Origin of the sequence: Pseudomonas viridiflava (assembly GCF_001642795.1) — a bacterium.
GTDB lineage: Bacteria > Pseudomonadota > Gammaproteobacteria > Pseudomonadales > Pseudomonadaceae > Aquipseudomonas > Aquipseudomonas viridiflava.
On sequence record NZ_LKEH01000017.1, the window covers coordinates 427,112 to 441,052 of the forward strand.

At 61.1% G+C, this 13,941-nt stretch carries 12 protein-coding genes and 1 pseudogene; 10 read left to right on the plus strand and 3 right to left on the minus strand.

All coding sequences use genetic code 11. The features are described 5' to 3' along the window. Window positions 1–392: 392 nt before the first annotated feature. The 9 genes and pseudogenes from purU (at window position 393) to AO065_RS27730 (ending at window position 10,172) form a co-directional block, all read left to right on the plus strand. Entirely contained in the window at window positions 393–1,259 is an 867-nt protein-coding gene (gene purU, locus AO065_RS03020; RefSeq protein ID WP_004888311.1) for a formyltetrahydrofolate deformylase, read from the plus strand. After that, a complete protein-coding gene (folD, locus tag AO065_RS03025) occupies window positions 1,256–2,161 on the plus strand; it encodes a bifunctional methylenetetrahydrofolate dehydrogenase/methenyltetrahydrofolate cyclohydrolase FolD (protein WP_004888309.1) in 906 nt (301 codons plus the stop codon). Before purU ends, folD begins: the two co-directional genes overlap by 4 nt. Beyond that, entirely contained in the window at window positions 2,143–3,384 is a 1,242-nt protein-coding gene (locus tag AO065_RS03030) for an FAD-dependent oxidoreductase (RefSeq protein ID WP_004888308.1), read from the plus strand. Before folD ends, AO065_RS03030 begins: the two co-directional genes overlap by 19 nt. Before the next feature lie 25 nt (window positions 3,385–3,409). Further along, a complete protein-coding gene (locus tag AO065_RS03035) occupies window positions 3,410–3,715 on the plus strand; it encodes a sarcosine oxidase subunit delta (RefSeq protein WP_004888307.1) in 306 nt (101 codons plus the stop codon). Beyond that, window positions 3,712–6,618, plus strand: a complete 2,907-nt coding sequence (locus tag AO065_RS03040) for a 2Fe-2S iron-sulfur cluster-binding protein (protein ID WP_004888306.1) — start codon at window positions 3,712–3,714, stop codon at window positions 6,616–6,618. Before AO065_RS03035 ends, AO065_RS03040 begins: the two co-directional genes overlap by 4 nt. A gap of 3 nt (window positions 6,619–6,621) precedes the next feature. Further along, window positions 6,622–7,194: a sarcosine oxidase subunit gamma gene (locus tag AO065_RS03045; RefSeq protein ID WP_004888304.1), complete on the plus strand. Its 573-nt coding sequence runs from the start codon at window positions 6,622–6,624 to the stop codon at window positions 7,192–7,194. A gap of 89 nt (window positions 7,195–7,283) precedes the next feature. Further along, window positions 7,284–8,057 carry an IclR family transcriptional regulator gene (locus AO065_RS03050; protein WP_004888303.1) on the plus strand — a complete coding sequence of 258 codons (774 nt, stop codon included), beginning with the start codon at window positions 7,284–7,286 and terminating at the stop codon, window positions 8,055–8,057. Between the two features lie 330 nt (window positions 8,058–8,387). After that, window positions 8,388–9,314 (plus strand): annotated as a pseudogene (locus AO065_RS27725) (cache domain-containing protein); the annotation flags it as partial. A gap of 129 nt (window positions 9,315–9,443) precedes the next feature. Next, window positions 9,444–10,172 (plus strand): methyl-accepting chemotaxis protein, encoded by a 729-nt coding sequence (locus AO065_RS27730; protein ID WP_371321615.1) that lies wholly within the window; start codon window positions 9,444–9,446, stop codon window positions 10,170–10,172. Between the two features lie 543 nt (window positions 10,173–10,715). On the opposite strand, the gene AO065_RS03060 is transcribed toward AO065_RS27730, so the two are convergent. Beyond that, window positions 10,716–11,615: a LysR family transcriptional regulator gene (locus AO065_RS03060; RefSeq protein ID WP_004888291.1), complete on the minus strand. Its 900-nt coding sequence runs from the start codon at window positions 11,613–11,615 to the stop codon at window positions 10,716–10,718. Window positions 11,616–11,725: 110 nt separating this feature from the next. Between AO065_RS03060 and AO065_RS03065 the strand changes: the two genes are divergently transcribed. Next, window positions 11,726–12,601: an MBL fold metallo-hydrolase gene (locus AO065_RS03065; protein WP_004888289.1), complete on the plus strand. Its 876-nt coding sequence runs from the start codon at window positions 11,726–11,728 to the stop codon at window positions 12,599–12,601. Between the two features lie 63 nt (window positions 12,602–12,664). On the opposite strand, the gene AO065_RS03070 is transcribed toward AO065_RS03065, so the two are convergent. Both AO065_RS03070 and AO065_RS03075 read right to left on the minus strand, forming a co-directional pair. Further along, window positions 12,665–12,982, minus strand: coding sequence for an AzlD domain-containing protein (locus AO065_RS03070; RefSeq protein WP_004888287.1), 318 nt, complete (start codon window positions 12,980–12,982; stop codon window positions 12,665–12,667). Next, complete coding sequence (locus tag AO065_RS03075; RefSeq protein ID WP_032652574.1) at window positions 12,979–13,680, minus strand: AzlC family ABC transporter permease; 702 nt, start codon at window positions 13,678–13,680, stop codon at window positions 12,979–12,981. The genes AO065_RS03070 and AO065_RS03075 overlap by 4 nt, the downstream gene beginning before the upstream one ends. Window positions 13,681–13,941: the final 261 nt, after the last annotated feature.

Here is a 13,941-nt window from a genome sequence, read left to right on the forward strand (position 1 = left end):
TCACGTCGCGATCTGCGGTGTTCATACCGTCGCGCTACAAAAGCGCATCAGCGCTGCTGCCTCACTGGATAGCCAGATGACTTGTGTATAACGATGAGTGCTCCGCGTGGGCATGCAGCCCGGGACGCTCTGCGTCCCAAATGCATCTGACGACGCAGATTCTCCGTCAGTACGCTGGGACGCCGGGGCGTCCTGAACGGGACGCACCTAAATATTCCCCTCACTCAATAAAGTTTCCAGAAACCTCTGGACGCTGCATTTCCTTTCGCCTATAAAACAGCCTTCGTGAATATTTAATTCCTGATAGGAATTTTTATTCATCCATCAAAACAGTTTTCACCCCTGAACATTTTTGCCTCACCGAGCTGCCGCCACCTTTCAGAGGACTGACCATGCAACACGAGAAGAACCATTTCATCCTGAAGATCAGTTGTCCGGCGACGTCCGGGATCGTGGCGGCAGTCACGTCGTATCTGGCAGGCAATCAGTGCTACATCGGTGAAATGGCCCAGTTCGACGATGAGTTCAGCGGTACGTTTTTCATGCGTGCGGTGTTTCGTTTCAATGACGGGCATGCGGGCGATATCGAGCAGCTCAAGGCCGGCTTTGATGCAGTAGCCAGTGATTTTTCGATGCAGTGGGAGCTGCACGATACGCGTCGGCCGATGCGCGTGCTGTTGATGGTCAGCAAGTTCGACCACTGCTTGACCGACCTGCTCTATCGCTATCACAAGGGCGAGATTGACATGACCATCACCGCCATCGTGTCCAACCACCTGGACCTGCGGCCGATGGCCGAGCGCGAGGGGATTCGATTTATCTATCTGCCGGTGACCAAAGACACCAAGGCCGAGCAGGAAGCGGCGTTGATGCGAGTGGTCGATGAGACCGGCACCGAGCTGGTGGTGCTGGCGCGCTACATGCAGATTCTCTCCGACGACCTGTGCCGCCAGCTCTCGGGCCGGGCGATCAATATCCACCACTCCTTCCTGCCTGGGTTCAAGGGCGCCAAGCCTTATCACCAGGCTTACGAGCGAGGCGTGAAGCTGATTGGTGCCACCGCGCATTACGTCACCAGCGATCTGGACGAAGGTCCGATCATCGAGCAGGAAGTGCAGCGCGTCGATCACGTGTACCTGCCGGACGATCTGGTTGCAGCAGGCCGTAACACCGAAACCATCGCACTGTCCCGTGCCGTGAAATATCACCTGGAACATCGGGTGTTTCTCAACACTGACCGAACGGTGATTTTCCGATGAACCAGGCCCGACTCATTGATGGCAAGGCCTCAGCCGCCCAGGTGCTGCTGCAGGTACGCGACGAGGTGCAGAGCCTCAAGGCCGAGGGTATTTCACCGGCGCTGGCGGTCATTCTGGTGGGCGACGATCCGGCCAGCGAAGTCTACGTGCGCAACAAGATCCTGCGCGCCGAGGAAGCCGGAATCCGCTCATTGGAGTACCGCCTGCCCGCCGACAGCTCACAGGCCCGCGTGCTGGCGGTGATTGCCGGGCTCAATGCCGACCCGAGCGTGAATGGCATTCTGCTGCAACTGCCGCTGCCTGCACACATAGAAGAAGCCTGCGCGCTGCAGGCCATCGACCCGGCCAAGGACGTCGATGGTTTTCACAGCGAAAACGTCGGCGGTCTGAGTCAGGGCCGCGAGGTGCTGACGCCCTGCACACCCAGTGGCTGCATGCACCTGTTACAGGAAACCTGCGGCGACCTGACGGGCAAGCATGCAGTGGTGATAGGTCGCTCCAACATTGTCGGAAAACCCATGGCCGCCCTGCTCCTTCAGGCGCATTGCTCGGTCACCATCGTGCATTCGCGCAGCACGGACGCCAAGGCCCTGTGCCAACTGGCCGACATCGTGGTCGCCGCCGTCGGCCGTCCGCGCATGATCGACGCCAGCTGGCTCAAGCCCGGCGCAGTGGTGATCGATGTCGGCATCAACCGCATTCAGGATCAGGGCCGAAGCCGACTGGTCGGCGACGTGGATTTCGACAGTGTCTTGAACGTGGCGTCGGCCATCACCCCGGTGCCCGGCGGCGTCGGCCCGATGACCATCGCCTTTCTCATGAAAAACACCGTGACCGCTGCCCGCCAGCAGTCCCGTGCGCAACGCAGCCAATCGGAGGCCGTATGCCTTTCAATCTATTGAAATACGGGCTCAGCCCGGAGTACCCGGTCGATGTTGACCTGCCTGCGCCCAAGGAGCTGAAAAAGGCTTATGACGTGGTGATCATCGGCGGCGGTGGTCATGGCCTCGCTACGGCTTACTACCTGTCCAGATACCACGGCATCACCAACATCGCGGTGCTGGAAAAAGGCTATCTGGGCGGCGGTAATACAGCGCGCAACACAGCGGTGATCCGTTCCAATTACCTGACCAGCGAAGGCGTTCGGTTCTACGCCGAGTCGGTAAAAATGTTTCAGGGCCTGTCCAACGAATTCGATTTCAACATCATGTATTCCGAACGCGGCCAACTGACCCTGGCGCATACCGACGCCACGGTGCGTTCGTTCCGCCAGCGTGCCGAGGTCAACAAGCATTTTGGCGGACGCACCGAGATGATCGACCGCCAGCAGATTCGCGAACTGGTCCCCAGCCTCAACCTTGATCCCGGTCATCTGCCGGTGCTTGCCGGGCTGTGGCACATCGACGGCGGCACGGCGCGGCACGATGCCGTCGCCTGGGGCTACGCCAAGCAGGCGGCCAAGCGGGGGGTGGAGATCCATCAGCTCACCGAGGTGCAGGAACTGGTGATCGAGAACGGCGCCATCACGGCGGTCAAGACCAACCGAGGCACCATCCAGTGTGGCTGCGCCGTGCAGGCGGTCGCGGGCATGAGTTCGCAGATGATGAAAAAGGCCGGCATTCGCTCGCCGATCCAGACGTTCCCCTTGCAGGCCATGGTCACCCAGCCGTTCAAGCCGTTCCTCGACCCGCTGGTGAGCTCTTCAGCGCTGCATTGCTACGTACAGCAGACCAGCCGTGGCGAAGTGGTGTTTGGCGGCGGATCGGACCCCTACCCGCTGTTCAACACCCGCTCGACGCTCGACCTGAAGGAAAGTCTGTTGGCCCATGCCATCGAAATGTTTCCTTTTCTGGCCAACGCCAAGCTGATGCGCCAGTGGGCCGGGATCACCGACATGACCCCGGACTACAGCCCGATCATGGGCCTTTCGCCGGTGAAGAACTATTACCTGGACGCAGGCTGGGGCACCTGGGGTTTCAAGGCGACGCCCATCTGCGGCAAGACCATGGCCGAACTGGTTGCCAGCGGCGGCAAGGTTCCGGAGCTGATCAGGCCCTTCGCCCTGGAGCGGTTTTCCACCTTTCAGCAAGTCAACGAAATGGGCGCAACCGCGGCCAGCCACTGACCCGTTATCGAGTAAGGAGCGATACATGAAAATCATGACCTGCCCGCTCAACGGGCCACGCAACATCAGTGAATTCACCTACGGCGGCGAGTTCAAGCACATGCCTGACCCACAGACCTGCAGCGACGCCGAGTGGGCCGATTACGTATTCAACAGCGAGGACACGCTGGGCGTGGTGCGCGAATGGTGGATGCACAACCCGTCCAGCTATTGGTTTCTGGCCGAGCGCCACACCGCAAGCGACCAGATCATCCGCACGTTCGACCCACGGGAAGTGTTCACCGCCCGTATCGACTTCACACCGATGCCCTCCAAGGAGATCGCAGGATGAACACCCCCGCCCGCCTGCCCGCGCCCATGGGTCTGCTGATCGACCGCAACCAGCCGCTGACTTTCAGTTTCGACGGCAAGACGTATCAGGGCCTGCAGGGCGACAGCATCGCCAGCGCCCTGCTGGCCAACGGTCGCTTTCTGCTCTCGCGCTCGTTCAAGTACCACCGCCCGCGCGGCCCGCTGACCATGGCCGGGCAGGACGCCAATAGCCTGATCCAGTTGCCCCACGAGCCCAACGTGATGGCCGACACGTTCGCGCTGCAGCAAGGCCTGCACGCCAGCGGACAGAACTTCAACGGCTCGCTGGATAACGACAAGGACGCGGTGCTGGGCAAGTTCTCGAAGTTCATGCCGGTCGGTTTCTATTACCGCTCGTTCTACAAACCCAAAGGCATGTGGAAAATCTGGGAGCCGATCATTCGCAAGAAAGCCGGCCTGGGTGTACTGGACCTGAAATTCCAGCCGGAGTATTACGACAAGGCCTACCTGTTCACTGATCTGGCAATCATTGGCGCCGGGCCAGCAGGCTTGCAGGCTGCACTGACCGCCGCCAATGCCGGTGCCCAGGTGCTCCTGATCGAACAGCAGGCGATTCTCGGCGGCTCGCTGACCTACGCCCGTTTCGACCTCGAAGGTCAGCGCGCCGGGCAGGTACGCAGTGAGCTGGTCGAGGCAGTGGAAAGTCACGCCAATATCCGCGTGCTCAAACAGGCGACCTGCAATGCGTGGTTCACCGACAACTATTTGCCCGTGATTCAAGGCAAGCGCCTGTACAAGGTCCGCGCCACGCAGTGTCTGGTGTGCAGCGGCTCGTTCGATCAGCCGGTGATCTTTCGCAACAACGACCTGCCCGGCGTGATGCTGACCAGCGCCGTCCAGCGCCTGATGAAACTGTACGCGGTCAAACCCGGCAAACGCGCGGTAGTGCTGACCGGTAACGATGACGGTTATCTCGCCGCGCTGGACCTCAACGATCAGGGCGTTGACGTCGTCGCGGTTGTCGACATGCGCCCCCATGCATCCGACCGGGCACTGCAGAACGCCGTCGAACAACGCGGCATCACCTGCCACATGAACACCACGGTGTTCGAAGCGCTGCACGAAAAAGGCATGCGCCACGTCAGCGGCGCGGACCTGCGCAAGATCACCGGTCAGGGACAGGTTGCGAACAGCGGCCTGACCGTCGAGTGCGATCTGCTGTGCATGTCCGGTGGCTACATGCCCGCCTACCAGTTGCTGTGTCAGGCGGGCGGCAGACTCGACTATGACGACACCCAGGCCGAGTTCGCCATCAGCGGATTGCCGCAGAACCTGGGCATCGCCGGTTCCGTCAACGGCTGTCATGCGCTGGACAACGTGCTGGCCGACGCGACGCGCGCAGCAGCCGATGTGCTCAAGTCACTGGGCCTCACCTTTGACGGCACCCCGCCTGCACTGCGCAGCGAAGCGCGGGTCAATTTTGCCTGGCCGATCTTCCCGCACCCCAAAGGCAAGGATTTCGTCGATTTCGATGAAGACCTGCAGGTGCGCGATATCGTCAACGCCACCCGGATCGGCTATCGCGACATTCAACTGGTGAAGCGTTACTCCACGGTCGGCATGGGCCCTTCGCAGGGTCGCCACTCGGCGCTGCCGACGGCACGTCTGGTCGCGGCTTCGACCCAGCGCAGTATCAGCGAAACCGGTGTAACCACAGCACGCCCGCCGTTCGAGGCTGAGAAACTGGCGCATGTGGCAGGCCGAGCCTTCGATCCATACCGGCAAACGCCCATGCATCGCCGCCACGTTGAAGCAGGCGCGAAGATGATGCCAGCGGGCATCTGGCAGCGCCCGGCGTTCTACGGCAAGCCGTCGCAACGCGATGCGTGCATGCAGGAAGAAGCCGCGCACGTACGCAACAAGGTCGGGATCATTGATGTGTCGACCCTCGGCGGGCTGGATATCCGTGGGCCGGACGCCGCTGAACTGCTCCAGCGCATGTACACCTTCGCGTTTCTCAAGCAGTCAGTCGGCCGGTCGCGCTACGCCCTGATGACCAATGAACAGGGCGTGGTGATCGACGACGGCGTGTGCGCGCGCTTTGCCGAGCAGCATTTCTACGTGACTGCGACCACCAGCGGCGTGGATCGCATCTACCAACAGATGCTCAAGTGGAACGCACAATGGCGTCTGAATGTGGACATCACCAACGTCACGGCAGCGATCTGTGCGGTCAATGTGGCAGGTCCCGACTCGCGCAAGGTACTGGAGCAGGTGTGCAACGATCTGGATCTGTCTTCCGAGGGCTTCCCCTATCTGGGCGTGCGTCAGGGCACGGTGGCTGGCATCAGGGCGCGCCTGCTGCGGGTCGGCTTTGTCGGGGAGCTGGGTTATGAGATCCACGTAGCGGCGCGTCACGGGCTCAAGCTCTGGGACGCCCTCATCGAAGCGGGTCGTGCCTTTGATATGCGCCCGTTCGGCGTTGAAACCCAGCGTCTGCTGCGCCTGGAAAAAGGTCATGTGATCATCAGCCAGGACATCGACGGCATGACCCACCCGGCCGAGATCGACATGGGCTGGGCGGTGAGCCGGACCAAACCTTTCTTCGTCGGCCGTCGTTCGGTGGACATCCTCGAAGCCCAGCCACAGAAACGCAAGCTGGTGGGTTTCACCCTGCCCAAGGCCAGTCCGCAGCCTCTCGAAGGCCATCTTGTGCTCAAGGGGCCGGACATCAGCGGCAACGTTACCTCCTGCGAATACTCGCAGACACTGGGCAGGATCATCGGGCTGGCCTACGCCGCGTTCGACCAGAGCACGCCCGGCCAGCAGATTCCGATTCGCGTCGAGGATGGCGTGGTGGTCCAGGCCACCGTGGTGAAACTGCCTTTCTTCGATCCCGACAATCAGCGCCAGGAGCTTTGAACCATGACCAGCCTTACTGCAGAACGCTCTGTTGGACTTGACCCGATGCCGCTGTGCACGCTGGAGGACCTGACCGACCTGCCACGCGTCGGCTTTCGCGGCACGGACAGCGCCGCCTACCTGACTGCACGCGGCTTCAGCCTGCCCGACGTGCCCAACCGTGCAGTGACCCAGACGGATGGCAGCCACGTGGCCCGCCTGTCCCAGACCGAATACCTGCTGTTGGGCAGCGCGCAGGATCAAGGCCAACGCATCGCCGATGAAGAAGCCAGCTGGGAGATGGACCACAACGCCAACTACCTGCTGCCACGGGAAGACAGCCACGCGTGGCTACAACTGAGCGGGGTGTGCATCAGCGAGGTAATGGCCAAGCTGTGCGGCGTCGACCTGCGCGCGCAGGCGTTCCCGCCTGGCGCCGTGGCCCAGACCTCGGCGGCGCGTATCAACGTGATCGTAGTGAATGTCGGGGCGCGATCGGTGCCGTGTTTCCAGATCCTGTTCGACCGCGCATCGCTGGCGTATTTCAAGGATGCATTGCTGGATGCGATGGCGGAGTTTGACGGGGTGAGTGTTTGAGAGCGTCCTGGGCGGCGTTACCACGCAGGAGTGTGGACGGTCAGTCTTGAGGCTGACCGGCGTGGGCACGATCAACTGCGGAGCAATCCATGACTGACACGACTGAAAAGGACACCGATTACATCGTCCCCGCCCTCGCCCGCGGGTTGAGTGTGCTGGGTATGTTTTCAGCGCAGACCCGCTCGCTCGGCATGCACGATATCGCCGAGCGGCTGGGGGTCAGCACGTCGGCGGTGTACCGGATTCTGTTCACCCTGACCGACATGGGTTATCTCGACAAAAACGGCACGCAGTACGAACTGGGTGCGCGGGTGATCAGTGATGGTTTCAGTTATCTGGCCAGCCGCGACATTGTCGACGTCGCGATGCCACACCTGAACCGGCTGCGCGATCAGTCTTCGCTGTCCTGCCACCTGAGCATTCGTGAGCAGACCGACAGTCTGTACCTCTACCGGGCGTTCGCTGCGCAGCGTCTTTCGGTGAATGTTCCGGTCGGGACTCGCATCGCCTGCCACTGCACGGCCATGGGTCGCATGCTGCTGACGGCACTGGACGACGCTGAGCTGAGCAGGCTTTATCAGCACATTCGTCTGGACGACTACCCTGCCCCGGCACCGCGCACGTTGCCTGAACTTCAGGCAATGACGAGGCAGGACCGCGAGCGCGGCTGGGTTCTCCATCGCTCGGACTATTCGACTGCAATCGCCACGTCAATCAAGGACCACGCGGGCAAGATCACGGCGGCCATCAACCTGTCCGGCCCGGACGCCATCATGGACCCGGATGGCGCGCGGGAGCGATTTCAAGACCTTCTACTGGCGTGCAGCGAACGCATCAGCAGTGAGCTGGGTTACCGCCCCTGATCCAGAAACGACACAAATGCCTGATAACGTCATCCTGTTTAAAGATTCCAGGTAGAACGCCGACCTGCTAGTGGTAGACCATAAGACAGCGCTCCCGAGTGATGACATGGTTCGACAGACTGCACACAGATGCAGCGCCCAACACACGGTAGTAATGGACACTCCGGAGCTCACATGAACATCAAACAGAAGCTGACCTGGGCATTCGCAGTGATTGCGTGCCTTCCGATCATTGTGGTGGCAACGATTGTTGTCGTGAACCTGCGCGACGAGGCGACCAAGGATTTTGTAGACGGCAGCGGGCGCGAGATTCGTCAGGTCGATAACGCCATGCAGCTGTTTTTCGACGGCATCGCCCAGAACGTCAACTACATCGCCGCGCACCCGCTGATCGCCGGTGCCAGCGACGATTTCAGAAACTACATGGGCGCAGCCGCGACAGCGCAGTCGGAAAATGACAGGCAGGCCACCGAGCTGTTCGCCAGCATCGCCAAAGCACATCCGGCTTACTCCTACGTGTCCTACGGCCTGATCAACGGCAGCTACATCATGACGCCGGAAGACTCGAGGATGAGCAACTATGACCCTCGCGTCCGTCCCTGGTACAAGACCGCGATGGCCAACGTCGGCAAGACCGTACGCAGCGATGCCTATTACTGGGCCGCCGACGACGCGGTGCTGGTCAGCACCATCCGCGCGATTCCCAACAAGCTCGGCAACCCCGGCGGCGTGGTCAACATCGACGTGTCGCTCAAACAGCTGACCAACATCGTCAAACAGATCAAGCTGGGCGAAAGCGGCTATCTGATGTTGATGGAAAAGAACGGTACCGTGCTGGTCGATCCCAAGCAGCCTGAGCACAACTTCAAGAAGCTGGGTGAGCTGGGCGACGGCTTTGCCGAACTGGCCAAGACCAGCAGCGGCCTGGTGGAACTCACCCTCAACGGTGAGCGTTACATGGCCAACGTCTACCCGTCCGATCAGTTGGGCTGGAACTTCATCGGCCTGATCAGACAGGACGAAGTCATGGCCTCGGCCACGCGTCTGACCTGGCTGATCGGCGTCATCGCTGCCGTGCTGGCACTCGTGTTCGCCATTGTCGGTGCCAGCTTCGCCAGAGTCATCGTGCGTCCGATCCATAGCGTCTCGACCGGTCTGGAAGGCATCGCTGAAGGTGAAGGCGACCTGACCCATAACCTGACCGTGCGCGGCAACGACGAGACCGCGCAACTTGCGGGCTGGTTCAACAAATTCCTGACTGCGATTCGCAGCCTGATCCAGCACATCGGTCAGGCAGCGCAAAAGATTCTCGAGGCGTCGCACAGCTCCACTCGCGTGTCCAACGACATGGCCGAAGCGGCAGGCCGTCAGCGTGAAGCGGTAGACATGGTGTCTACGGCGTTCCATGAGATGGTCGCCACGTCCAACGAAGTCGCCCGCTCCTGCAGCCAGGCCGCCGATTCGGCCGACAGCGGTCAACAGCAGGCCCGTGAAGGTCAGCGCCAGATCGACGATGCGGTGCGCAGCGTCGATCAACTGAGCGAGGAAATTGCCCGTTCGGCCAAGGACGTGACGCAACTGGAAAAGGACAGCATCGACATCCAGTCGATTCTGGCCACCATTCGCTCGATTGCCGAACAGACCAACCTGCTCGCGCTCAACGCAGCCATCGAAGCCGCGCGTGCCGGTGAACAGGGCCGCGGATTCGCCGTGGTGGCTGACGAGGTTCGCGCGCTGGCCAAGCGCACTGCCGACTCGACTGCCGAGATCGACACACTGCTGGGCAACCTCGCCAAACGCACCAAGTCCGTGGCGCAGCAGATGAATGCGAGCCTGGATGTGTCGCAGCAGTCGGTGACCAAGATCGGCCAGGCGCGCAGCAGCTTCGGCCAGATCCGCGAATCGGTGGACGTGATCCGCGACATGAACACCCAGATCGCGACCGCCGCCGAAGAGCAGCATCAGGTGGCCGAGGACATCAACCGTCACATCAGCCAGATCCATGGTGATGCGCAACTGATCGCCACCCTGTCTGACTCGGCCCGCGCCGACTCCAGCAGCCTGGCCTCGCTGTCCAACGAGCTGGATGCACTGGTGCGCAAGTTCAAGACGTGATGGCAACGGCCAACGGCCAACGCGTGACCTGCTGAGGAAACGCGTTGTTATGTAAAGCCCTGCCATATCTTGTTGTGGCGTTGTCGCGCAGTTCACCAGACTGTGGGAGATGCCCCTGTGCCTCTGACACGGCGCTGTCTTGCAGCAAACACAGGACTGTGGGAGGCGCCACAACGTCTTTGACGTAGCGCTGTCGCGCAGCAAACACCGGACTGTGGGAGGCGGCTTGCCGGCGATGAACGATGACGTGATTTTCCTGACTTACCGCGTCGACTACATCGCCGGCAAGCCGCCTCCCACAAAAACGTGTTCATTCAGCAGATTACGTGTTGTTTGATAAGAGGCGGCTTGCCGGCGATCTGCCGGGAACCGGCNTGCGGTGTGTCAGGTGTAATCAGGGGCTGCTGCGCAGCCCATCGCTGCCGTCGTAACCTCCGAGAGCTCCCACGCCCTCCGGGCAGAAGCNAGATTCCCGCGCTTCTTCAGCAGTCAGGTGGATGATTGAGGCCGCCTGTTGATCCCGAAATGGATGCCTCCACCCACCTACCCCCGCAACAAAACTTCCTCCCCGAACCATCCCGCCAGAAAATCCAGTATGGTGCGCAAGGTCGCCGACTGGTGCTGACGCGAGGTATAGATGCCGTGCATGCCCAGCGTACGGGGCTGGTAGTCAGGCATCAGTGCGACTAGCTTCCCACTGGCCAGCAATGGCGCTGCCGAGTGAACCGGCTGCAGGGTGATCCCCGCACCTGCCACTGCCGCTTCCAGCAGTACCACCGAGTCATTGGCGCTGAGATTGCCGCCCACCGGCACACTCAGTGGCTGTTCGAGGTGGACGAACTCCCAAAGGCTCTTGCCGAAGTAGGAATAGGTCAGGCAATTGTGGCTGCTCAACTCCTGCGGGCGTGCCGGCGTGCCGTGAGTGGCCAGATAGCCGGGTGAGGCACACACGACCGAATCGCAGGTTCCCAGCGGGCGGGCAATGAGGTTGGGGTCCAGTTGATTGGTGATGCGAATCGCCAGATCGATGCGCTCGCCCACCAGATCCACCGCCTGATTGCCGATCAGCAAATCCACAGACGTGCCCGGATAGCGCTGCAGATAAGCCGTGACTGCCGGTGCCAGCACCGCCTGCGCCAGCGACTGGGAACAGGCAATGCGCAACATGCCGCGAGGCTCGTCCACCTGTGTATCGGCCGCCAGCGGCATCGCATCGGCCAATTCCAGGAGCTGCTGACAGCGTAGCAGCGTTACCTGACCGGGCGCGGTCAGACCGAGCTTGCGCGTGGTGCGGTGCAGCAGGCGTGCGCCCGCCCAGGTTTCCATTTGCGCCAGATAGCGCGTAACCATGGCCCGGGACATGTCCAGCGAGTCGGCGGCAGCGATCAAGCTGCCCCGCTCGTTGATGGCGATGAACACCCGAGCCGCCATGATGCGATCCATGATTCGTCCGATCCAGGCAACCGATAGTTGCCAATAGTGGGGCTTTTGTTTCACTTCAAGCAACCTAAGATAAGGCCACTCCCGTTCTGCCACTCGAAAAGGTCGTTCACATGTTGCGCAGTGCTCTGTTTGCTCTCTCCTTTGCCACACTTTTTCCGCTGGCCGCCCAAGCCGCCGATCCGCTGAAGATCGACGTCTACAACCCGGCCGAAAAAGCCATCTTTCCGGTCTCCTCCGAACTGATCACCGGCCAGCATGACGCGGTGCTGATCGACGCCCAGTTCCAGCGCAACGATGCCGAAGCGCTGGTGCAGAAGATCAAGGCCAGCGGCAAGAAGCTCACCACCGTCTACATCAGCCACAGCGATCCGGATTACTACTTCGGTCTGGACGTGATTCAGGCAGCGTTCCCGGAGGCTAAGATTGTCGCCAGCGAACCGACCGTGAAAGCCATCAAGGCATCGATGCAAGGCAAGCTGGCTTACTGGGGGCCGATCCTCAAGGACAACGCGTCGGCCAAACTGGTCCTGCCTGAAGTGCTCAAGGGCGATCATCTGACCCTGGAAGGCCAGCCACTGGAAATCAAGGGTCTGCAAGGCCCGGCACCGCAACGCAGTTACGTGTGGATTCCGTCGCTCAAGGCCGTTGTCGGTGGCGTCGTGGTGTCCAGCGGCATTCACGTCTGGGTCGCCGATACCCAGACGCCGAAATCCCGTCAGGACTGGCTCGCCACGCTCAAGGGTATCGAAGCCTTGAAGCCGACCACCGTCATTCCGGGCCACTATCTGGGCGAGGTGCCTGAAGGGACCAAGGCCGTCACGTTCACCGCCGACTACCTCAAATCTTTCGAGGAGCACGCTGCCAAAACCAGGGATTCCGCCGCGCTGATCGATGCCATGAAAAAAGCCTGGCCACAACTGGCCGAACCGAGTTCGCTGGAGCTGAGCGCCAAGGTGATCAAGAGCGAGATGAAGTGGCCGAACTGATCTGATCAGTCGCTGGTGCGCTTCACGCTGGCAGGCTGCTGTTATCGCAGCCCGCCAGCGCGGCTACACCGCAAACAGCCAGCGAAATGCGTAGAAGCAGCCCATGCCCAGCACCACACTGGTCAGCACTCGTTTGGTCCAGAGCATCAGGACGATGGTGCACAGTGCGCCCAGCAAGTACGGATTGGTCAGACTCAGCTCCAGCCGGTGTTCAGGCAGAAAGATGATCGGCCCACAAATGGCGGTCAGCATGCCGGGCACGGCGAAGCCGAGAAAATCCCGTGCATTGCGCCCCAGCGTGAACGGCAGGCGCGGCTCCAGAAACACATAGCGATTGAAAAACACCGCCAGTCCCATTCCGATGATCACGGCAAAGATCATGGTGCCTCCTGCCCCAGCGCGCGTTTGACGACGAAGCCTGCGGTCATGCCCGCAATTCCAGCCAGCACCAGCGCCGCACTCCAGTGCCAGTAGCTGAACAACACCGAGCAGAACAGCGAAACGGCCACGCATACCAACACCGGCAGATTACGCACCAGCGGCGTGACCAGGGCGATGAAGGTGGCGATGATCGAGAACTCCAGCCCCAGATGCTCAAGCCCCGGAAAGCTGTTGCCCAGCACGATGCCCAGAAAGGTGAACAGGTTCCAGATCAGGTAGAACGTCAGCCCCACGCCGAGGGCAAACCAGCGATTGAACGACGCACCACCGTGCTGGCTGTTGAGGGCGAAGAATTCGTCGGTCAGCAGAAAGCCCAGGCTCATTCGCCAGCGCAACGGCAGCCGTGAGAGCGTCGGGCGCATGTGCAGACCATAGAGCAGATGCTGGGAGGTCAACAGCAGCGTCGTCAGCAGAATCGAGCCGATCCCGGCCCCGCTTTTCAGCATGCCGATGGCGACGAGTTGTGCGGCGCCGGCAAAGACGATGACAGACAGCCCCTGGCTTTCCAGCGGCGTGAGATTGGCTTCCAGCGCCAGAGACCCGGCCAGCAGGCCCCATGGCGCACAGGCCAACGACAGCGGCATGACCGCAATCGCGCCCTGGCTGAACGCCTGATAAGCAGATGAAGAACGAAACATGAACAACCGCATCACCGATTATGGGGCAGCAACTTTCGCAGAATCCCGGGCGCACGTCTTGAACATTCTTGCGGGTTGCGATGGTTGGGTGATGCGTGCAGATCGGCATTCCCATGCGGAGCACTCAGCGTTATATACAAGTCATCTGGCTATCCGGAGAGAAAGCGGCAGTGATGCCCTTTTTTAGCGCGATCGCATGAACACCGCAGAACGCGACGTGGGTGAAGGCTGAGTCCTGGCGCTGATTCGGGGGGCAATCGG

Excerpts from the sequence above, each read along its gene's own strand:
- purU (WP_004888311.1), top strand. The coding sequence starts at position 393 with ATGCAACACGAGAAGAACCATTTCATCCTGAAGATCAGTTGTCCGGCG.
- folD (WP_004888309.1), top strand. The coding sequence starts at position 1,256 with ATGAACCAGGCCCGACTCATTGATGGCAAGGCCTCAGCCGCCCAGGTG.
- AO065_RS03030 (WP_004888308.1), top strand. The coding sequence starts at position 2,143 with ATGCCTTTCAATCTATTGAAATACGGGCTCAGCCCGGAGTACCCGGTC.
- AO065_RS03035 (WP_004888307.1), top strand. The coding sequence starts at position 3,410 with ATGAAAATCATGACCTGCCCGCTCAACGGGCCACGCAACATCAGTGAA.
- AO065_RS03040 (WP_004888306.1), top strand. The coding sequence starts at position 3,712 with ATGAACACCCCCGCCCGCCTGCCCGCGCCCATGGGTCTGCTGATCGAC.
- AO065_RS03045 (WP_004888304.1), top strand. The coding sequence starts at position 6,622 with ATGACCAGCCTTACTGCAGAACGCTCTGTTGGACTTGACCCGATGCCG.
- AO065_RS03050 (WP_004888303.1), top strand. The coding sequence starts at position 7,284 with ATGACTGACACGACTGAAAAGGACACCGATTACATCGTCCCCGCCCTC.
- AO065_RS27730 (WP_371321615.1), top strand. The coding sequence starts at position 9,444 with ATGGTGTCTACGGCGTTCCATGAGATGGTCGCCACGTCCAACGAAGTC.
- AO065_RS03060 (WP_004888291.1), bottom strand. The coding sequence starts at position 11,615 with ATGGATCGCATCATGGCGGCTCGGGTGTTCATCGCCATCAACGAGCGG.
- AO065_RS03065 (WP_004888289.1), top strand. The coding sequence starts at position 11,726 with ATGTTGCGCAGTGCTCTGTTTGCTCTCTCCTTTGCCACACTTTTTCCG.
- AO065_RS03070 (WP_004888287.1), bottom strand. The coding sequence starts at position 12,982 with ATGATCTTTGCCGTGATCATCGGAATGGGACTGGCGGTGTTTTTCAAT.
- AO065_RS03075 (WP_032652574.1), bottom strand. The coding sequence starts at position 13,680 with ATGTTTCGTTCTTCATCTGCTTATCAGGCGTTCAGCCAGGGCGCGATT.